This window comes from Synechococcus sp. MU1643, from assembly GCF_020514095.1.
GTDB lineage: Bacteria > Cyanobacteriota > Cyanobacteriia > PCC-6307 > Cyanobiaceae > Parasynechococcus.
Map to the genome: position 1 here is coordinate 255,424 of NZ_VTKY01000002.1, position 18,896 is coordinate 274,319.

Annotated in this window: 20 protein-coding genes; 15 read left to right on the forward strand and 5 right to left on the reverse strand. The window is 62.1% G+C overall.

The window, feature by feature from the left end; all coding sequences use genetic code 11:
• Positions 1-36 precede the first annotated feature (36 nt).
• Both FZX09_RS05535 and FZX09_RS05540 read left to right on the forward strand, forming a co-directional pair.
• Positions 37-348 (forward strand): hypothetical protein, encoded by a 312-nt coding sequence (locus FZX09_RS05535; protein ID WP_226400874.1) that lies wholly within the window; start codon positions 37-39, stop codon positions 346-348.
• Complete coding sequence (locus FZX09_RS05540) at positions 348-2,000, forward strand: AarF/ABC1/UbiB kinase family protein (protein ID WP_226400876.1); 1,653 nt, start codon at positions 348-350, stop codon at positions 1,998-2,000. The genes FZX09_RS05535 and FZX09_RS05540 overlap by 1 nt, the downstream gene beginning before the upstream one ends.
• A gap of 22 nt (positions 2,001-2,022) precedes the next feature.
• On the opposite strand, the gene eno is transcribed toward FZX09_RS05540, so the two are convergent.
• Positions 2,023-3,315, reverse strand: coding sequence for a phosphopyruvate hydratase (eno, locus tag FZX09_RS05545; protein ID WP_226400878.1), 1,293 nt, complete (start codon positions 3,313-3,315; stop codon positions 2,023-2,025).
• 112 nt (positions 3,316-3,427) lie between these two features.
• Between eno and gloA the strand changes: the two genes are divergently transcribed.
• The 8 genes from gloA to rplL all read left to right on the forward strand — a co-directional run bounded on the left by gloA (position 3,428) and on the right by rplL (position 10,127).
• Positions 3,428-3,826 (forward strand): lactoylglutathione lyase, encoded by a 399-nt coding sequence (gene gloA / locus FZX09_RS05550; protein WP_226400880.1) that lies wholly within the window; start codon positions 3,428-3,430, stop codon positions 3,824-3,826.
• Positions 3,827-3,834: 8 nt separating this feature from the next.
• Positions 3,835-6,600, forward strand: a complete 2,766-nt coding sequence (locus FZX09_RS05555) for an ATP-dependent Clp protease ATP-binding subunit (protein WP_226400882.1) — start codon at positions 3,835-3,837, stop codon at positions 6,598-6,600.
• Positions 6,601-6,670: 70 nt separating this feature from the next.
• Positions 6,671-6,913: a preprotein translocase subunit SecE gene (gene secE / locus FZX09_RS05560; protein WP_006850159.1), complete on the forward strand. Its 243-nt coding sequence runs from the start codon at positions 6,671-6,673 to the stop codon at positions 6,911-6,913.
• A 21-nt stretch (positions 6,914-6,934) separates the two neighbouring features.
• Positions 6,935-7,603, forward strand: coding sequence for a transcription termination/antitermination protein NusG (gene nusG, locus FZX09_RS05565; RefSeq protein WP_226400884.1), 669 nt, complete (start codon positions 6,935-6,937; stop codon positions 7,601-7,603).
• 109 nt (positions 7,604-7,712) lie between these two features.
• Positions 7,713-8,138, forward strand: a complete 426-nt coding sequence (gene rplK, locus FZX09_RS05570; RefSeq protein ID WP_226400886.1) for a 50S ribosomal protein L11 — start codon at positions 7,713-7,715, stop codon at positions 8,136-8,138.
• Positions 8,139-8,209: 71 nt separating this feature from the next.
• On the forward strand, positions 8,210-8,917 hold the full coding sequence (rplA, locus tag FZX09_RS05575) for a 50S ribosomal protein L1 (RefSeq protein ID WP_226400888.1): 708 nt from the start codon (positions 8,210-8,212) through the stop codon (positions 8,915-8,917).
• Between the two features lie 238 nt (positions 8,918-9,155).
• Positions 9,156-9,683 carry a 50S ribosomal protein L10 gene (gene rplJ, locus FZX09_RS05580; RefSeq protein ID WP_006851480.1) on the forward strand — a complete coding sequence of 176 codons (528 nt, stop codon included), beginning with the start codon at positions 9,156-9,158 and terminating at the stop codon, positions 9,681-9,683.
• Positions 9,684-9,737: 54 nt separating this feature from the next.
• Positions 9,738-10,127, forward strand: coding sequence for a 50S ribosomal protein L7/L12 (gene rplL / locus FZX09_RS05585; protein ID WP_226400890.1), 390 nt, complete (start codon positions 9,738-9,740; stop codon positions 10,125-10,127).
• 271 nt (positions 10,128-10,398) lie between these two features.
• Here rplL and FZX09_RS05590 read toward each other — a convergent pair whose 3' ends face one another.
• Positions 10,399-11,124, reverse strand: a complete 726-nt coding sequence (locus FZX09_RS05590; RefSeq protein WP_226400892.1) for a DUF3747 domain-containing protein — start codon at positions 11,122-11,124, stop codon at positions 10,399-10,401.
• Positions 11,125-11,175: 51 nt separating this feature from the next.
• Between FZX09_RS05590 and rnhA the strand changes: the two genes are divergently transcribed.
• From rnhA to FZX09_RS05605, 3 genes are all read left to right on the forward strand, one after another.
• Positions 11,176-11,919, forward strand: coding sequence for a ribonuclease HI (gene rnhA, locus FZX09_RS05595; protein ID WP_226400894.1), 744 nt, complete (start codon positions 11,176-11,178; stop codon positions 11,917-11,919).
• A gap of 8 nt (positions 11,920-11,927) precedes the next feature.
• On the forward strand, positions 11,928-13,109 hold the full coding sequence (locus FZX09_RS05600; RefSeq protein WP_226400896.1) for a quinone-dependent dihydroorotate dehydrogenase: 1,182 nt from the start codon (positions 11,928-11,930) through the stop codon (positions 13,107-13,109).
• A 222-nt stretch (positions 13,110-13,331) separates the two neighbouring features.
• On the forward strand, positions 13,332-14,408 hold the full coding sequence (locus FZX09_RS05605) for a threonine-phosphate decarboxylase (RefSeq protein WP_226400910.1): 1,077 nt from the start codon (positions 13,332-13,334) through the stop codon (positions 14,406-14,408).
• Between the two features lies 1 nt (position 14,409).
• Here the strand turns inward: FZX09_RS05605 and murG are convergent, their stop codons facing one another.
• The gene (murG, locus tag FZX09_RS05610; protein ID WP_226400912.1) at positions 14,410-15,486 is read right to left on the reverse strand and encodes an undecaprenyldiphospho-muramoylpentapeptide beta-N-acetylglucosaminyltransferase; all 1,077 of its coding nucleotides are present in this window, start codon (positions 15,484-15,486) and stop codon (positions 14,410-14,412) included.
• 58 nt (positions 15,487-15,544) lie between these two features.
• Here murG and FZX09_RS05615 point away from each other — a divergent pair, with 58 nt between their 5' ends.
• Complete coding sequence (locus tag FZX09_RS05615) at positions 15,545-16,282, forward strand: hypothetical protein (RefSeq protein WP_226400914.1); 738 nt, start codon at positions 15,545-15,547, stop codon at positions 16,280-16,282.
• On the opposite strand, the gene FZX09_RS05620 is transcribed toward FZX09_RS05615, so the two are convergent.
• A complete protein-coding gene (locus FZX09_RS05620) occupies positions 16,279-17,166 on the reverse strand; it encodes an NAD(P)-dependent oxidoreductase (protein WP_226400916.1) in 888 nt (295 codons plus the stop codon). The two genes, FZX09_RS05615 and FZX09_RS05620, sit on opposite strands and share 4 nt — an antisense overlap.
• Positions 17,167-17,238: 72 nt before the next feature.
• On the opposite strand from FZX09_RS05620, the gene FZX09_RS05625 reads away from it, so the two are divergent.
• Positions 17,239-17,577: a hypothetical protein gene (locus FZX09_RS05625; protein WP_226400918.1), complete on the forward strand. Its 339-nt coding sequence runs from the start codon at positions 17,239-17,241 to the stop codon at positions 17,575-17,577.
• 36 nt (positions 17,578-17,613) lie between these two features.
• Here FZX09_RS05625 and pgk read toward each other — a convergent pair whose 3' ends face one another.
• Positions 17,614-18,819 (reverse strand): phosphoglycerate kinase, encoded by a 1,206-nt coding sequence (gene pgk / locus FZX09_RS05630; RefSeq protein WP_226400920.1) that lies wholly within the window; start codon positions 18,817-18,819, stop codon positions 17,614-17,616.
• Between the last annotated feature and the right edge of the window lie 77 nt (positions 18,820-18,896).

The following is an 18,896-nucleotide window of genomic DNA, read 5'->3' on the forward strand; positions in this document are numbered from 1 at the left end:
GGATCTGCCACAGTTGAAGCTGTCTGCAATCGGTCCATGGGCTCGTCGGAGGCCTTGATTCGCGCCACGGTGAACCGCATCAGTGCGCGCCTTGGCCACGGTTTTGCAGACGCGGCAGCGGAGTTGGCGGTTTTGGCGCAAGACACCCCGCAACGGCTGCGCCAGGAATGGGATCTGTTTCAGGACGAGGTGCGTGCCGAAGCGGAACGGATTGAACGGGGTGATCAGGTCACGGTCAGAACGGATGGGACTTCGTCGTCGGAATCGTTGGAGAACCCACAAGCGGTCATTGATCGTCTCCGGGCCACGGTGGCTGATCTGAGTCAAGCAATCGAGGCACGCCCCTGATGCTTGGACTGCTGCGCGCGCTCAGGATCTGGCGCGCTGTCCTGTCGCTCCTGCTGCTGCTTTGGTGGGATGGACAGTCCTGGACCTACCGCGGTGGTGTCACCGCCGAGCGGCGAGCTCTCCGTCAGCAACAGCGAGCTCGCTGGTTGACGGCTGAGCTGCTGTCTTTGGGTTCCGCCTTCATCAAGCTGGGGCAACTGCTCTCGGCTCGCCCAGACATCCTTCCTGCGGGTTGGGTGGCCGAACTGGCAGCGCTGCAGGACAGCGTTCCGGCTGTCAGTTTTGATCAGGTGCAAACCGTGCTCGAGCGAGAGCTTGGTCAGCGCTGTGCCGAGGTGATCGACCTCGATCCCGAGCCTCTGGGCGCTGCCTCGCTGGCCCAGGTGCATCGCGCCAGCCTGCGCAGTGGCCGGCAGGTGGTGCTCAAGGTGCAGCGGCCTGGGCTCGATCGCCTGTTCCGCCTTGATCTTGAGGTGATGCAGCAGGTGGCGGCTGTGCTGCAACGCAATCCCAGTTGGGGGCGTGGTCGCGATTGGCCGGCGATGGCACGCGAATGCCGACGTGTGTTACTGCGTGAGCTCGATTTCCGCGTCGAGGCCCAGTATGCAGCGCGTTTTCGTCAGCAATTTCTGGATGACGAACGGATCAGGATCCCCGGTGTGATCTGGGAGTTGAGCACGCGCCGTTTGCTTTGTCTCGACTACCTGCCCGGCATCAAGGTCAACGACCGTGAGGCATTGATCGAAGCCGGTATTGATCCGGCTGCGGTGGCTGAGGTGGGTGCTGCCAGTTATCTCAAGCAGTTGGTGCGGTTTGGCTTCTTCCATGCCGACCCCCATCCCGGCAACCTCGCCGTGGCGAGTGATGGAGCGCTCATCTACTACGACTTCGGGATGATGGGCCTGTTGTCAGACGGCTTGCGTCGACGTCTGGGAGCCATGGTCCGCGCTGCTGCCGCCAGGGATTCAGCTGCATTGGTGGCGGAGATGCAGGCGGCCGGGGTGATCTCCGGCGGCATTGATGTGGGTCCGGTTCGCCGTCTCGTGCGGCTGATGCTGCAGGAGGCCCTCACTCCACCTTTTACGGCCAACGCGATCGACAAACTGTCCGGCGATCTTTACGACCTGGTGTATGGCCAGCCCTTTCGCCTGCCGGTTGAACTCATCTTCGTGATGCGGGCCCTGTCCACGTTTGAGGGTGTTGGCCGCAGCCTCGATCCCGCTTTTAGCTTGGTGGCGATCGCCAAGCCTTACCTCCTTCCACTCATGACCTCCAGCGGCTCCGGCAGCAACGATCTGTTCAACGAACTCGGCCGTCAAGTCGGGGCCCTCAGCAGCCGGGCTGCGGCCTTTCCACGGCGCCTCGATGAAAGCCTGGAACGCTTGGAGCAGGGTGACCTACAGCTCCAGGTGCGCTTGGGGGAATCGGATCGGCAGTTCCGTCGGATGGCCCTGGCTCAGCAATCGATTGGTCAATCGGTGTTGCTCGGATGCCTGGCTTTGGCCACCGCCATCATTGGTGCCAGTGCCCGCCCGCTGTGGTCAATTCTTCCGGCCGCTGCTGCCTTGCCTGTGGGTTTGGGCTGGTTCCGAATGCAGGTCAAGATCCGTCGTGATCAACGGTTGGAGCAGTTGCCCGGTTCCAACCGTTGAATCTTTCTTATGAGGCCCAAGATCAGGCCTTGCCGCGGGGACCTTGGCCAACAGCGCCGGCGTACACAGCCTGACTCCCCAGTTCGTCTTCGATGCGAAGCAGCTGGTTGTATTTGGCGACCCGCTCGCTGCGGCTGAGGGAGCCGGTCTTGATCTGTCCGGCGCGGGTGGCGACAGAGAGGTCGGCGATTGTGGTGTCTTCGGTTTCGCCACTGCGGTGACTGATCACACTGGTGTAGCCGGAGCGGCCTGCCAGGTCGATGGCCTGAAGGGTTTCGGTGAGCGAACCGATCTGGTTCACCTTGATCAGGATCGAGTTGGCCGTGGCGCTGTCGATGCCCTGCTGCAGACGCTTGGTGTTGGTGACGAACAGGTCGTCACCCACCAGCTGCACCTTGCCACCGAGGCGTTCGGTCAGCAGCTTCCAGCCATCCCAGTCGTCTTCCGCCAGGCCGTCCTCGATCGAAACGATCGGGAATTTATCCACCAGTTGCTCGAGTTGGCCCACCATCTCGGCGCTGGTGTAGCTGCCGCCATCAAAGGCATAACGGCCGTTCTCGAAGAATTCGGTGCTGGCCACGTCCAGGGCCAGGGAGATCTGTTCGCCGGGCTTGTAGCCCGCTTTGCTGATCGCTTCCACCAAGATTTCGCCGGCTTCCACATTGCCCAGATCAGGCGCGAAGCCGCCTTCATCGCCCACGGCGGTGCTCATGCCCTTGTCGCTGAGCAGTTTCTTGAGTGTGTGGAACACCTCTGTGCCCATCCGCAGTGCTTCGCGGAAGCTCGGAGCGCCGTGGGGGACCAGCATGAATTCCTGGAAGTCCAGGCTGTTGGCGGCATGGGCGCCACCGTTGATCACGTTCATCAACGGCACCGGCAGCAGGTTGGCCATCGGGCCGCCGAGATAGCGGTAGAGGGGAATGCCCAGCCCGTTGGCAGCAGCGCGGGCGGTGGCCATGCTCACCGCCAGGATCGCGTTGGCTCCGAGGTTGGATTTGTTGTCGCTTCCATCCAGCTCCAGCATCGCGGCGTCCACAGCCGCCTGATCCAGGGCAGAAAGACCACAGAGGGCTGGTGCGATCCGCTCTTCGATGTGATTCACGGCTTGGCCCACGCCCTTGCCCATGTAGCGGTCGCCTCCATCACGCAGCTCGTGGGCTTCGTGGGCACCGGTGCTGGCACCACTGGGAACGATGGCCCGTCCCATGGCACCTCCTTCGAGCAGCACCTCGGCTTCAACTGTTGGGTTGCCGCGGGAATCGAGCACCTCTCGGGCCACGATTGTGTCGATGACGAGGTCGAGGGAATCGATCACGTTGGGACGGACGCTTAACCCTGGGATCCTATGGGTCGCCCCTCTCTCCCCTGTTGTGACGGGTCATACCTGGCCAGAATGACGTCAGGTTCAATCTGCACAACGCTCACCCATGCGGATGCTTCACACCATGCTCCGGGTCGCGGATCTGGAGCGGTCTCTGGTCTTCTACACCGAGGTCCTGGGCATGCAGCTTCTGCGTCGAAAGGACTACCCCAGCGGCCGCTTCACCTTGGCCTTTGTTGGCTACGGGTCGGAGAAAGACCATACCGTCCTGGAACTCACCCACAACTGGGACACCGACAGCTACACACTGGGTGATGCCTATGGCCACATCGCGCTGGGTGTGGAGGACATCCACAACACCTGCGCCGGCATTACCGACAAGGGTGGTCGTGTGGTGCGGGAACCTGGTCCGATGAAGCACGGCACCACCGTCATCGCCTTCGTTGAGGATCCGGATCGCTACAAGGTGGAATTGATCGAGATGTCCTCCAAAGCCCACGCCTGAAGAACCGGATGACTTCATCGCCAGCGTTGAACGGCAGCCTCACCCATGAGCCGGATCGCTTCAGCGACGCGGCCTGGGATCTGCTGCTGAGTGGTCAGGACGTCGCCCGTCGCTGGCGCCATGAGCAGTTGGACGTGGAGCACCTGATCCAGGTGCTGTTCACCGATCCCGCCTGCCGCCGCCTGGTGGAGCGCTTGCCCCTCCCCATCGATGCGCTCTTGGATCGCTTGGAGGATGTGCTGGCCGATCAGCCCTCGGGGCGAGGCGCTGAGCTCTTCATCGGTGATGACCTGGAACAGCTGCTCGATTCGGCTGATGCCATCCGTCGGCGCTGGAATGGAGAAGTCATCGATCTGCCGGAAGTGCTGATGGCCATCGGTGCCGACCCTCGGATCGGTGCTGATCTGTTTGCCGGCTTTGGTCTGTCCGCGGATGCCCTGGAGCAGCTGATCCAACGCGGCATGGATGATCGAGTTGCTGGGGTTCCAGCTCCAACCCAGCAGCGGTCGATGCCGCGGTCTCAGCCAGAGGTTCCGCAAGCAGCGCCCCGTCGTGAACGGGTGGCGCGAGTTCCGTCCTCCTCCCGTGCGGTGCGCGAGCCAGAGCCTGTCGCCCCCCAGCCGCCTGCCTTTGAGGCCCCGTTGCAAGAGCCCCCCACGGCCCTGGAGTCCTATGGGCGGGATCTCACCGAAGAGGCGGAAGCAGGCAGCCTGGATCCGGTGATCGGTCGCGATTCTGAAATTCGCAATCTGATCAAGGTGCTCTCGCGCCGGAGCAAGAACAATCCGGTGCTCATTGGTGAACCCGGTGTTGGCAAAACAGCGATTGCGGAGCTGCTGGCGCAGCGGATCGTGGCGGGTGAAGTGCCGGAGTCGCTGCAGGGTCTGCGTCTGGTGGCGCTGGATCTCGGGGCTTTGATCGCCGGTGCCAAGTTCCGCGGTCAGTTCGAGGAACGCCTGCGCTCGGTGCTCGAGGAGGTGAGTGGTTCTGATTCCGGTGTGGTGTTGTTCATCGATGAGCTGCACACCGTTGTCGGTAGTGATCGCAGCAGCACCGATGCCGGCAGCCTGTTGAAGCCAGCTCTAGCCCGCGGAGATCTGCGCTGCATCGGTGCCACCACGCCGGAGGATTACAGGCTCACCGTGGAAAAGGATCCGGCCCTCAACCGCCGCTTCCAGCAGGTGGTGATTCGGGAGCCGGATCTCGAGCTGAGCCTCGAAATTCTGCGCGGCTTGAAGGAGCGCTACGAGCTGCACCACGGCGTCAGCATCACCGATGAGGCCATTCAGGCCGCCAACCGTCTCGCCGACCGCTACATCAGCGATCGCTGCCTGCCGGACAAAGCCATTGATCTGATCGATGAGGCAGCGGCGCAACTGAAGATGGAGGTCACCTCCAAGCCGCAGGTGGTGGAGGAGGCCGAGGCGGATCTGCGCCGCGTTGAACTGGCCCTGCTCGCCGCTGAGCAGGCCCCTGAAGCGGAGCGGATTCAGCTCCAGCGCAACCGGCTTGAGGTGTCCACGCGACTAGACGATCTGCGGCGGCGCTGGCAGGAGGAGCGCGGTCAGCTTGAGGAGCTCGGCCAGCTGCTTCAGCAGGACGAAGACCTGCGTCATGCCATCGCTGAAGCCGAGCGGGATGGTGACCTTGAGGAAGCAGCCCGCCTGCAGTACGACCAGCTGCATCGGGTGCAGCAGCGCCGGGATGAATTGGAGGCGTCCCAGGCGGAGGCACAGTCAGCCGGAACGACCCTGTTGCGCGAGCAGGTGGAGGCCGGCGATATCGCGGATCTGGTGGCCCGTTGGACCGGGATCCCTGTGCAGCGGCTGTTGGCAGGCGAGCGTCGCAAACTCCTGGATCTCGACGCCCATCTCGCTGAACGGGTGATTGGTCAGGGCGAGGCTGTGACGGCTGTTGCTGCTGCCATCCGCCGGGCCAGGGCCGGCATGAAGGATCCCCGTCGTCCCGTGGGATCGTTCCTGTTCCTGGGGCCGACAGGTGTCGGTAAGACCGAGCTGGCGAAGGCGTTGGCGGGGTCGCTGTTTGATGAAGAGGACGCGCTGGTTCGCCTCGACATGAGCGAGTTCATGGAGCGGAATGCTGTGGCTCGGCTCATCGGTGCTCCGCCCGGCTACGTCGGCTATGAGGAAGGGGGGCAACTCACCGAGGCCGTGCGCCGTCGTCCCTATGCGGTGCTTCTCCTTGATGAAGTGGAGAAGGCCCATCCCGATGTGTTCAACCTGCTGCTGCAGGTGCTGGATGACGGCCGGCTCACCGATTCCCAAGGCCGCACTGTCGATTTCCGCCACACCGTGGTTGTGATGACCAGCAATTTGGCCAGCCCGGCGATCCTTGAACATGCCCGCTCAGGATCCACGGATGAGTCAGCTCTGCAACAGAAGGTGGATGCAGCGCTCTCCAGCCAGTTCCGGCCTGAATTCCTCAACCGCATCGATGAGGTGATTCGTTTCCGTCCCTTGGAGGTCTCCGATCTGGTGCGGATTGTTCAGCTGCAACTGAAGGATCTCGCTGCTCTGTTGGCCGAGCAGGGTCTTGCCCTTCAGGTTGCCGATGCTGTTGCCGAGGCCATGGCCCGTCAGGGCCACGAACCGGAGTACGGGGCGCGCCCCCTGCGTCGGGTGTTGCGGCGTCAATTGGAAAATCCGCTCTCCACCCTGTTGCTTGAGGAGCGCTTTGCTGGAGCCAGTGGAGTGACGGTGCGGCTGGGGGAGGCCGGCACGGATGCCCTGGTGTTCGCTCCGGTGAAGGTTTGAGGGCATCCGGTAAGGTATCTGTTTGGCGAAGTGCCTACCGGCACCGTTGTCAACTTCCGGTCCCATCCCCGTGACCAGCCCCATCTCTGAGGACACCACCACTTCTGACGGCTCCAAGGCCGCTGCCGATTCCACCAAATCCGGTGGTTTTCTGGCGGACACGGTTGATGAGCTGAAACTCGTGGTCTGGCCCAGCCGCCAGCAACTATTCAGCGAATCTATCGCTGTGATTCTGATGGTCAGCCTTTCGGCCGCCACCATCGCGGCTGTGAGTCGCTTCTTTGGGTGGGCTTCGTCCCAGGTGTTCCGCTGACTCGATATCACCTTTCTCGCCGTGCCCGAAGACCTGACCACACCGGACGCCCCTGAGGTGCTTGATCTGCCAGCCCTGAATGAGGGGGAAGACGGCACTCTGCCTGCGGCCGCTGTCGCTAATACGGCGATCGCCCGTTGGTATGCCGTTCAGGTGGCTTCCAGTTGCGAGAAGAAGGTCAAGGCCACCCTTGAGCAGCGAGCCGTAACCCTGGGGGTGAGCAACCGAATTCTTGAAATCGAGATTCCTCAGACGCCTGCCGTCAAGCTGAAGAAGGACGGCACCCGTCAGTCCACTGAAGAGAAGGTGTTTCCCGGTTATGTACTGGTCCGGATGGTGCTGGATGAGGACACAATGATGGCGGTGCGAAGCACCCCGAACGTGATCAATTTCGTCGGTGCTGAAGACCGGCGTGCCACCGGTAAGGCCCGTGGTCATATCAAGCCTCGTCCCCTCAGCCGCTCTGAGGTGGATCGCATCTTCAAGCGCGCTGCCGAGAAGAAGACTGTCGTCAAGGTGGATCTCACCGAAGGCGATCAGATCCTGGTGACCGCTGGTCCGTTCAAGGACTTCCAAGGCGAGGTGATCGAGGTGTCCGGGGAGCGCAACAAGCTCAAGGCTCTGCTCTCCATTTTTGGTCGAGAGACCCCGGTGGAACTGGAGTTCTCTCAGATCAGCAAACAAAACTGACCTGGCGGCGGCCGTCTCCCTGCGGAGGGCGGCCTTGGGAATGGGCAACCATTCCGCCGCACTCGACCCGAGGGTCTGGTGATCCGCAGCTGTCCAAACACCCCAGCCGATGGCCAAGAAAGTCGTAGCTGTGATCAAGCTGGCCCTAGATGCCGGCAAAGCAAACCCCGCGCCGCCGGTGGGCCCTGCCCTCGGTCAGCACGGTGTGAACATCATGATGTTCTGCAAGGAGTACAACGCTCGGACGCAGGACAAAGCCGGTTATGTGATTCCGGTGGAGATTTCGGTCTTCGAAGACCGCAGCTTCACCTTCATCACCAAGACACCCCCGGCTTCGGTGCTGATCACCAAGGCCGCAAAGATCCAAAAGGGATCCGGTGAGTCCGCCAAGGGCAATGTTGGATCGATCACTCGTGCTCAGCTCGAGGAAATCGCCAAGACCAAGCTCCCCGACCTCAACTGCACCAGCGTTGAGTCCGCCATGCGGATCATCGAAGGCACCGCCCGCAACATGGGCGTTTCCGTCAGCGACTGACGTCGCTGCATCGCTTCTCCAACCCATTTGGGGGAGGCATCACTGATGTCGTCTGAACCCCACCACTGAACATGCCTAAAATCTCCAAGCGCCTGGCCAGCATGGCCGGCAAGATCGAGGACCGTGCCTACGCACCCCTCGAGGCGATTGCCCTTGTCAAGGACAACGCCAACGCGAAATTCGACGAGACGATGGAGGCCCATGTGCGCCTCGGCATCGATCCGAAATACACCGACCAGCAGCTGCGCACCACCGTGGCTCTTCCCAATGGCACCGGTCAGACCGTGCGCATCGCCGTGGTCACCCGCGGTGAAAAGGTGGCTGAAGCCAAAGCCGCCGGTGCTGAACTCGCCGGTGAAGAAGATCTGGTGGAAAGCATCAGCAAGGGCGAAATGGATTTCGACCTGTTGATCGCCACCCCCGACATGATGCCGAAGGTGGCCAAGTTGGGTCGGGTCCTCGGTCCCCGTGGCTTGATGCCCAACCCCAAGGCAGGCACCGTCACAACGGACATCGAGGCCGCGATCAAGGAATTCAAGGCCGGCAAGCTGGAATTCCGCGCCGACCGCACCGGCATTGTCCACGTTCGTTTCGGCAAGGCCAGCTTCAGCGCCGATGCCCTGCTGCAGAACCTCAAGACCCTGCAGGAGACCATCGACCGCAACAAGCCCAGCGGGGCTAAAGGCCGTTACTGGAAGTCCCTGTATGTGACCTCCACCATGGGTCCTTCCGTTGAAGTCGATTTCTCTGCTCTGCAGGACATCGAGCAGGGGAGCTGATCCGGCTCTCCTCTAGACTTAAAGATTGGCGAAAGCCAAATCGGGCACGCGCCCGGCCAGAGACAGCAGGATTTCCCTGGGCATGACATCAGTTATTCCCGTTGATGTAATCCCTGCCGAGGCAGACGCGACACGGTTTTGTCCCATTCAGGATTGGATCGGCACGCGGCCTCGTCTTCCTATCGAAGACTCGATCGGCTGTGTGCCCAGCTTGTTCCTTTGATCCGATCCAATCCCTATGGGCCGCACGCTGGAGAACAAGCAGCAGATCGTCGGAGAGCTCAAAGAGCTCCTCGCCGACGCCGAACTGGCACTTGTCCTTGATTTCAAGGGCCTGTCCATCAAGGAAATGTCTGACCTGCGGGATCGTCTGCGGGCCAGCGACAGCGTTTGCAAGGTGACTAAAAACACCTTGATGCGTCGTGCCATTGATGGTGACAGCAACTGGGCCAGCCTCGATTCCCTGCTGACCGGAACCAACGCCTTCGTCCTGGTGAAGGGCGATGTTGGCGCCGGTGTGAAGGCCGTTCAGACCTTCCAGAAGGAACTCAAGAAGTCCGAGACCAAGGGCGGCCTTTTCGAAGGCAAGCTCCTGTCTCAGGACGAGATCAAAGCCATTGCCGATCTCCCCTCCAAGGAGCAGCTCATGGCTCAGATCGCCGGTGCTATCAACGCCGTGGCCACGAAGGTCGCTGTGGGCATCAACGAGGTTCCCTCTGGTATGGCCAGGGCACTCAAGCAGCACGCCGAAGGCGGCGAAGGCTGATTCGGCCCTGCCGAGACCACTGTTCACTGATCTGTTGCTTCCCCTTTCAAAACCATGTCTGCAAAAACCGACGAAATTCTCGAATCGCTGAAATCCCTCTCCCTGCTTGAAGCTTCCGAGCTGGTTAAGCAGATCGAAGAGGCCTTCGGCGTGTCCGCCGCAGCATCTGCTGGTGTTGTGATGGCTGCCCCCGGCGCTGCTGGTGGCGGTGGCGAGGCCGCTGAAGAGAAGACCGAATTCGATGTGATCCTCGAAGGCTTCGACGCCTCCGCCAAGATCAAGGTCCTCAAGGCCGTCCGTGAGGTCACGGGCCTGGGTCTGGGCGACGCCAAGGCTCTTGTTGAGGCTGCTCCCAAGGCTGTCAAGGAAGGTGTCTCCAAGGAAGACGCCGAGGCTGCTAAGAAGGCCATCGAAGAAGCAGGCGGCAAGGTCACCCTCAAGTGATCGCCTTGGGAGAGGGTTTATCCCTCTCCTCCCTGTTCTCAGTCATCCGCCGGTTCTTTCAAGGACCGGTTTTTTTGTGTTTATCTCCGGCAACAAAAAAGCCCCGCCAAAGGCGGAGCTTTTGTCGAGAGGAACACGTTCAGGAGTCTGTCCTTGTTTCGACCCTGAAGAGGCGTTCGGCACTCCTCACACAAACTCAACATAAGGGCTTGGATTTAGTTGTAAGCCCCTGTCTGGTCGCCCTCTTAACTGGCACTGTGATGGTTGGTGCTCAGCGGCGGTAAGGAATCACTTGTAGCCGGATAGGAGCATTGCTAGCGAGGCGTGTCGTTCGTCGGCGTGTTGTTCGTGCGGCGGGCAAAGGCGGTGGTGCGATCGGCGGCATCGGGGTTCCCAGTCGGCTAAAAACTGAGCGATGGCCGTGGCTGTTGGCCAGCGCGAGCAGCCGGTTCACCGGTTCCTGGTGAGCGAAATACAGGTGGTTGAGCTGGCGTGCTTGGTAGACACGTCGTTCCAAGGCCCAGCCCGACTCCAGCTGCAGCTGTACGAAGCCATTGAGATCGCGTCTGGGAATTCTGGCCTGACCCACCAAAAGTGGTGCCCTTTGCTGGGGGTCGAGGGCCTCGAGCCTCAGCGATGTGCCGGATTGCTTGAGCCGGAAGCGAAAGCGGGTTCCAAGGTCCTGGCCACCGCTGCGTAGCGAGTAGCCATTGCTGTCCAGGTAGCGCTTGCAGATGGCGCTGAAGTTGAAGCGATTCAGGCTGGGCTCCACCAGTCCGTCCTGGCGTTCCCTCCAACAGCGCGGTTGGGTCTTGATTTGTTCCAGCACCAGCAGTTTCCACTGGACCCTGCCAATCGGTTGAGCGAGTACAGCAAATCGCTCCTGTGGGATGGCAGTGCTGTCAAACAAAGTCCGTGCTGCGCTCGCCTGCGTCAGGCCAGCGTTCAGGAGCCCCACGGCAGTCAGACCGACAGCCCGCAGGTAGGTTCGGCTCATGCACGGTGACGCCAGAAACCGTGTTGTACCGAACAGTGTTGGGACCGATCAATGGCGGAAGGACGGGGACGGGTCGTGGCTGCAGCGACGGATGGTGCCTGTAGCGGCAACCCAGGTCCGGGAGGTTGGGGCGCGTTGCTGCGTTTCGAAGACGGCAGTGTTGAGGAATTCGGTGGTCATGACCCCGACACCACCAACAACCGCATGGAACTGCAGGCCGCGTTGGAGGTGTTGCAACGGCTTGAGCAGCTGCCCCGTCATCCGGATCTCACCCTGCGCACCGACAGCAAATACCTGATTGATGGTCTGGGCTCCTGGATCAACGGTTGGAAGCGCAAAGGCTGGAAAACGGCTGCCGGTAAGCCTGTGCTCAATCAGGACCTCTGGAAGGCCCTGGATGCAGCCCGACTGGACGACGTCCCCCTGAGCTATGTCAAAGGCCACAGCGGTGATCCAGACAACGAACGGGTGGATCGCATCGCTGTGGCGTTCTCCCATAACGCCCAGCCGAACTTGGCTCGGAAGCAGGGAGCAACCGAGGACGCACCAGAGGCCCCATCCGAGGTTGCCCCCAAGCCCCTGCTGCAGGTGTTGTCACGTTTGGAGTTGGCTGATCGCCTGGCGCAAGGTGGTTACAGCCTCTCGCTGCTGGAGTTGGCGCAATTGGTGGAAAAGCCGCTTAAACAGCTGGAAACCAAAGCTGAGAGCTGGATCTGGAGGGATTGGATCGTCCAGCCCCAGGCGGAGGGGCGCTGGACCCTGCAACGTCGCGAGGCAGGATCAGAACAGTCCTGAGCCCGAGCATGTCGCCGTCCCCTTCGGCCGGACCGCTCAGCAGCGGTGCCTTCTATCAGCGTTGGCTTGGCCCGGTGCTGGCGCGGGACGACGGCCTCGATGCTGAACAGCTGTCGCGCACTGCGCTTACGGCGCTTGGTCAGGCCAGCCTGCGGCGCCGCTGGCCAGGGTTGTCCACTGTGCTGGATGGCGTGGCGGCTGATCTGCAACGGCGTGATCTGCGCCTGGAGCAGGTGCTGTTTGGCTGCCGCTTCCCCAACCCGGTGGGTTTGGCGGCTGGCTTCGACAAGAACGGTGTGGCGGCCGGAATCTGGGATCGCTTCGGCTTTGGCTTTGCCGAAGTGGGCACGGTCACCTGGCATGGCCAGCCTGGCAACCCCAAACCACGCCTGTTCCGATTAGCGGAAGAACAGGCCGCGTTGAACAGGATGGGATTCAACAACGACGGCGCTAAGGCGTTGTTGCAAACCCTGGAGCGTCAACGGCTGGATCCGCCGGGCCGGCGGCCGGCGGTGCTTGGGATCAACGTCGGCAAATCCAAGATCACCGCTTTGGAGCAGGCCCCGGACGACTACGCGGCTTCCCTGGAGTTGTTGTCCTCCTTGGCGGACTATGCGGTGATCAACGTCAGCTCTCCCAACACCCCCGGCCTGCGTGATCTGCAGGACACGGCCCAGTTGCGGAGGCTTGTGGAGCGGCTGCGAAGGCTGCCGGCCTGCCCGCCTTTACTCGTGAAAATCGCACCGGATCTTGATGATGAGTCGATTGATGCCGTGGCCCGTTTGGCCTTTGAAGAGGGCCTGGCCGGTGTGATTGCGGTCAACACCAGTCTCAATCGGTTGGGCCTTGAGCAACGGCGTCTGCCGCAGACCGGGCGCACCCTGGCGGAGGAGGCCGGTGGTCTCAGCGGTGCCCCCCTGCGCCATCGGGCCCAGGAGGTGATCCGTCGCTTGCGGGCCAGTGCTGGTCCGGCGTTGCCGTTAATCGGTGTGGGTGGGATTGATTCTCCGCAAGTTGCCTGGGAGCGCATCACCGCAGGTGCCTCCCTGGTGCAGCTTTATACGGGCTGGATTTTTCAGGGGCCGGATCTGGTGCCGCGGATTCTGGAAGGCCTGCTGCTGCAGTTGGATCGCCATGGCTTGCGCACGATTGCGGAGGCGTCAGGCAGTGGCTTGCCCTGGCAGGACTGAACGTGTTGCTTCAAAGGAACCTCATCTGAGCGATGTTGCGCCCTTAAATGTCTCTTTTGCGGAGTGATTCAAGGGGTGATCGTCGACAGCGTTGGCTTAGTGGATAAATCCGCTTGCCACTGCTCGCTTTTGGTGAGCTACCTCAACTCAAAGTGGTCAGCTTGGCTTGAACTCAGCTGTGAGCCACGCTGGTGATGTCTATGCGTTTTGACGGGAGTCGGGATGGGCGTTGACATGCGCCATGGCGGCAACCTCGAAGCAGCCGCTGCAAGGTTGAACTGCAAGCCATCGCAGCTGCTGGATGCCAGTGCTTCTCTGGCCCCATGGAGTCCTCGCTGTTCTGGTATCTCTCCGGCCGCCATTCGTGACTATCCCGATCGGGGTCAGACGTCGCTGAGCCATGCGATTGCCGGCCTGCATGGCCTGGACCCTGATGATGTGCTGCCAGGGAATGGTGCTGCCGAATTGTTCACTTGGGCTGCGCGCGACGCCTCGGTGTCGGGTGAAAGTGTGATGCTTTCACCGGGTTTTGCGGATTACGGACGTGCCCTGAATTGTTGGTCAGCGTTATCCCGCCAGCAGCAGCTACCCCTGGTCTGGAGTGAGGCATTCCCGCAATTGTTCCCCGAGCCAGGTCCTGGGGTTGTGTTGTGGATCTGCAATCCCCACAACCCCACCGGCCAGCTCTGGAGCCGTGCTTCGTTGCAGCCGTTGCTCGAGCGCTATGCGCTGGTGATTTGCGATGAAGCCTTTCTTCCCTTGGTGCCCAATGGCGAGCAGCAGTCGTTGCTTCCCTTGGTTGCAGAGCATTCGAACCTGGTAGTGATTCGCAGCCTCACCAAGCTCTACGGCATCGCAGGGTTGCGTTTGGGCTATGCCGTGGCCCAGCCCCAACGTCTTCAGCGTTGGACGCAGTGGCGAGATCCCTGGCCGGTGAACGGCATTGCCTTAGCCATTGGCGAACGTTTGTTGGCATCGCCGCGGCGTTACCACCGTTGGTGCGCACGGGTGCAGCGTTGGGTGGCCACAGAAGGAGCCTGGATGCAGCAGCAGCTGGCGCAGCTGCCGGGCATTACCCCCATGCCGTCTTCTGTGAATTACCTGCTGATTCGCGCGCATAGCTCTTTGGTGCCATTGCGGGAAGCACTGGAGCAGAGGCATCGCATCCTTCTGCGCGATTGCCGCTCCTTCGAGGGATTGGGTGAAACCTGGCTACGGATTGGGTTGCATGCTCGCCGCAACAACCGCCGCATCTTGAGGGCGTTGCGTGAGGAGTTGAAGCGCGGCCCTCTGACTTGACTCAGGCCACCAGCGTCTGAAGCAAGGCCGCCAGTTGCCGTTCGGCATCCCGTTCAGCCAGGGCCTGCATGCCTTCACGCATCTGGGCAAGGAGATCGGGTGCAGCTTTGTCTTGCCCCAGCCGTGTTGCCAGGAGCCGTTCAACGGTGTTCAGCAACACAGGTTGATTGGGCTCGTGTTGATGCACGATCACCGCAGCACCAAAGGATGCGGCACAGGCTGCATTGGCTTCCTGATGCTGATCTGCCGCCTGCGGAAACGGCACCAATACGGCTGGGGTCCTGCAGACCGCCAGTTCACTCAGGCTGCCTGCCCCGGCACGGCTGATGACCAGGTCGGCATGTTGCAGCAGCCCGGGAATCTCATTGCTGAAGCGGCGTTCCACCAACTGTGGATGTCGCAGCTGCTCGATGTCGGGATCGTTGTCGCCGGTGAGGTGCACCACGCGGCAGCCCTGCTTCAACAGGGCCGGCACCGCAGCACGCACCATCCGGTTGAGGCCAACGGCGCCTTGACTGCCTCCCATCACGACAAGCAGCGGTCCCTCGCCGGCGGGCACCCAGCTCGGTAGGGGTTGTGGGGCCAGAAAACTGGAACGCACCGGCGTGCCCGTCAGCACAGGCTGGCTGCTCGGGATGCGCTTGGCGGCAGCGGGGATGCCGATGGCCACGGCGCTGCAGAAGCGACCCAGCAAGCGGGTGACCCGCCCCGGGATGGCATTGGATTCATGCAGCACCACGGGAATGCCGCACCAGCGCGCCGCCAGGATCGCCGGGGCGGCGATGTAGCCGCCGGTGGTGAACACCACATCGATCTCGTTCCGGCGGATCACCCGCCGCACGCTGACGCTGGCCAGCAACAGCCGCAGCAACTGCAGCAGCTTGGTGAGTCCGCGCCCCTGGAGGCCACCGGCGTTCACGCACACCAAACCAAAATGCTCTGGCACCAGCTGTGTTTCGAGCCGATCGGGCACCCCCACCCAGCGCACAAGCCACTGCTCTTCAACTGCTTCTGCAACAGCCAGAGCGGGGAAGAGATGGCCGCCGGTGCCGCTGGCGGCGATCAGAAGCCGGGTCATCGCGTCGGCCATCTCCGCACACCAGGCCTAACTTAATTGGGTTGTTGTGGTCCGGCCCGTGCGTCGTTTCCTGGGTGTCACGCTCGTGTCGGCCATGGCGTTGGTGCTATCGCCGGTCCATGCTCTTGAGCCGCCCGGTCGCGAGGGCAGTGCTGTGGATCGTTTCAGCGATCACCTGCAAACCGCGTTGAACAGCGGCAGCTCTTCGGCATTCGACACGCTGGCCAGCGTTGAGCTGCAGCCTGTGTTGGCCCAGCGCCTGGAGCGGTTCCGGCAGGATTTTCCTGAGGTCACCTGGCAGGTGCAGCCCGCAGCGCCCATGCTGGATGGCCGCCCGACCCTCAGCCTGCGGGTGCGGGGTACCGCTGAATCCGAGGGGCTCAGTTATTCCCTTGAGGCCAGTGAACAGATCGCGATTCGTCTGGAAGGCGGCGAGTTGGTGGAACAGGAACTGTTGGCCCAGCAGTCGTTACTGCGCAGCGGCGAGCGTCCTTTGGCGGTCAACGTCGTCATCCCCGACATGGTGCTCACCGGCAGTCGCTACGACGTCGACTTGATCGTTCAAGAGCCGCTGGGCCAGGCCCTTGTGGCAGGCGGTTTGATCGACCTCACCGATGAGCAGCTGTCTGCTCAGATGCGCCCCACCCTGCCGTTGGCGCCCCAGGCTGGTGGTGGATTGTTCAAGAGCGTTCAGGCACCGCAGACACCTGGTTCGCAGACCTGGGCCGTGATGCTGGTGCACCCCGATGGCGTGGTAACGGCCACCAAGCGGGTGAGGGTGGTCAGCAGTAACTAGCTTTCCTGTCTCGTTTGGTTCCAGCGGTGCAGGGCTGACACATCCTCATCGCCATGGCCGTTCTGGATCAGATCCAGTTCCAGCTGTTCCACCAGCGTCGTTACCGGTAGATCCAGCTGAACGGCCTTGGCCGCCTCCAGGGCAATGCCGAGATCCTTGCGATGCAGGTTCAGCCGGAAGCCGAGGGGATAGGTACCTTCAATCATGGCGGTGCTGCGATGTTGGAGGGCCCAGGAGCCGGCGGCACCGTTTTTGAGGGCGTTGATCACCTGGGGCATTGGTAGTTCCAGGCGCTGACCCAGGGCTACCGCCTCCGCTACGGCGGCATAGCTTCCTGCCACCAGCACCTGGTTCACCGCCTTCACCTGTTGCCCCCGCCCCACTCCTCCGAAGTGATGGATGGATCCTCCAATCACCTCGAGGATGGGCCGAACCCTTTCCAGCGGCTCGCTGGCTCCTCCCACCAGCACCGTGAGACTGCCGCGTTTGGAGCCTTCCGTGCCGCCGGTGACCGGGGCATCCAGGTAGTGGACGTTCTGGCCTGCCAGGCGCTCCGCACAGAGTTGGGCTGTGGCGGGAGCAATGGTGGAGCAATCCAGCACCACGCTGCCGGTGCTCAGTTGTGATGCGGCGCCATCTGGTCCGAACAGCACGTTCTCAACGGCTGCATCGTCACTGACGCACAGCAGAAGAACATCAACGCCGGTGCTGGCATCGGCTGGGCTGGAACATCGCGCTGCACCCTCGAGCTCCGGGTTTGTTTCGGCTGTGCGGCTGCGGGTGTGCACCCGTAGTGGAAAGCCGGCGCGGTGCAGGTTGATTGCCATGGGCACGCCCAGCGCCCCCAGCCCCACGAAGCCCAGGCTCAGGTCACATCTGGTCATGACTTACGGCGAAGCATTCAGATCCTGCTCCACGGATGTCGCCAGATTGAGAGCAATGTGAAGGCCTGATCCATGCGCATCTCCACCGCTTCCCTCGCCTTGGCTGCCGTCTTGGCGGCACCGGTGATCTCGACGGCTTCATCGGCAGCAGCGGGGAGTGATCTGTCTCCGGAGCAGAGCCAGGTGTTGTTTCAGGCCCGCAAGACCTGGGCCAAGGACAACTACCAGCGTCGTCTGGAGTTGCTGCAGAGCCAGCAGCGCTGCATCGATGCATCAGCATCCGCCGATGCCCTGAAGACGTGCCGTCGGCAGATAAAAAGCCCGGTAGTCCCTCAAGCAGGACTACCGGGCGTAAATGAACAAGGTTCGGAATCAACTGGGGCTTCCGGCGCGTACAGGCAACAAGCGTGATGCCAGAGGCCGGAAACTCCAGCCCTGAGCCGCTGATCAGGCGGCGTCGAGGGCTGCTACACCTGGCAGCACCTTGCCTTCCAGCAGTTCGAGGCTGGCGCCACCGCCGGTGGAGATGTGAGACATCTTCTCGGCCAGGCCAGCCTTTTCGACGGCTGCCACGGAGTCACCGCCGCCGATGATCGTGCAGCAGCCCTTAGCGCTCAGGTCGGCCAGTGTGGTGGCGATGGCGTTGGTGCCAGCAGCGAACTTGTCGAATTCGAACACGCCCATGGGGCCGTTCCAGATCACGGTCTGACAGTCGGCCAGGGCGTCCTGGAACACCTCGATCGAGTCGGGGCCGATGTCGAGGCCCATCCAGCCGTCGGGGATGGCGTTGATGTCAGCGGCCTGGCTGTTGGCATCGGGGGCGAAGTTGTCGGCCAGCACCACATCGGTGGGTAGCAGCAGCTCCACGCCTTTGGCCTTGGCCTTGGCTTCGAGCTCCTTGGCCAGTTCCAGCTTGTCCTCTTCCACAAGGCTCTTGCCCACCGAGAGGCCGCGCGCCTTGTAGAAGGTGAAGATCATGCCGCCGCCGATCAGCACCTTGTCGCACTTGTCGATCAGGGTGTCGAGAACGCCGATCTTGGAGCTCACCTTGGAGCCGCCGACGATGGCAGCCAGGGGACGCTTGGGCTCATCCACAGCACCCTGCAGGTACTGAAGCTCCTTCTCCATCAGGAAGCCAGCCACTGAGGGCTTGAGGAACTTGGTCACGCCTTCGGTGGAGGCGTGGGCGCGGTGGGCGGCGCCGAAGGCGTCGTTCACGTACACCTCAGCCAGGCCCGCGAGTTTCTCAGCAAAACCGGCTTCATTCTTCTCTTCTTCAGCGAAGAAGCGCACGTTCTCCAGCAGCACCACATCGCCGTTGGCCATAGCGCCCACCTTGGCTTCGGCGTCGGGCCCGATGCAGCTGTCGGTCTTGGCCACGGGCTTGCCAAGCAGTTCGCGCAGGCGAGCGGCCACGGGGGTGAGGCGCATCGCGTCATTCACTTGGCCCTTGGGACGGCCGAAGTGAGCGGAAAGGATCACCTTGGCACCCTTGCCGATCAAATCGTTGATCGTGGGCAGGGCGGCACGGATGCGGGTGTCGTCGGTGATGGCACCGGCGTCGTTCAGGGGCACATTGAAGTCAACCCGCACGAGAACGCGTTTGCCGCTCAGGTCGCCGGCGTTGAGGCTGGCCAGGGAACGCTTCGCCATAGGGTTGTGTCGTGCGGTAAGAAAACGGGGAGAGACTAACCCGTGTGAATGGCGAAAGCGCCAGCGAGGTCAAGGTG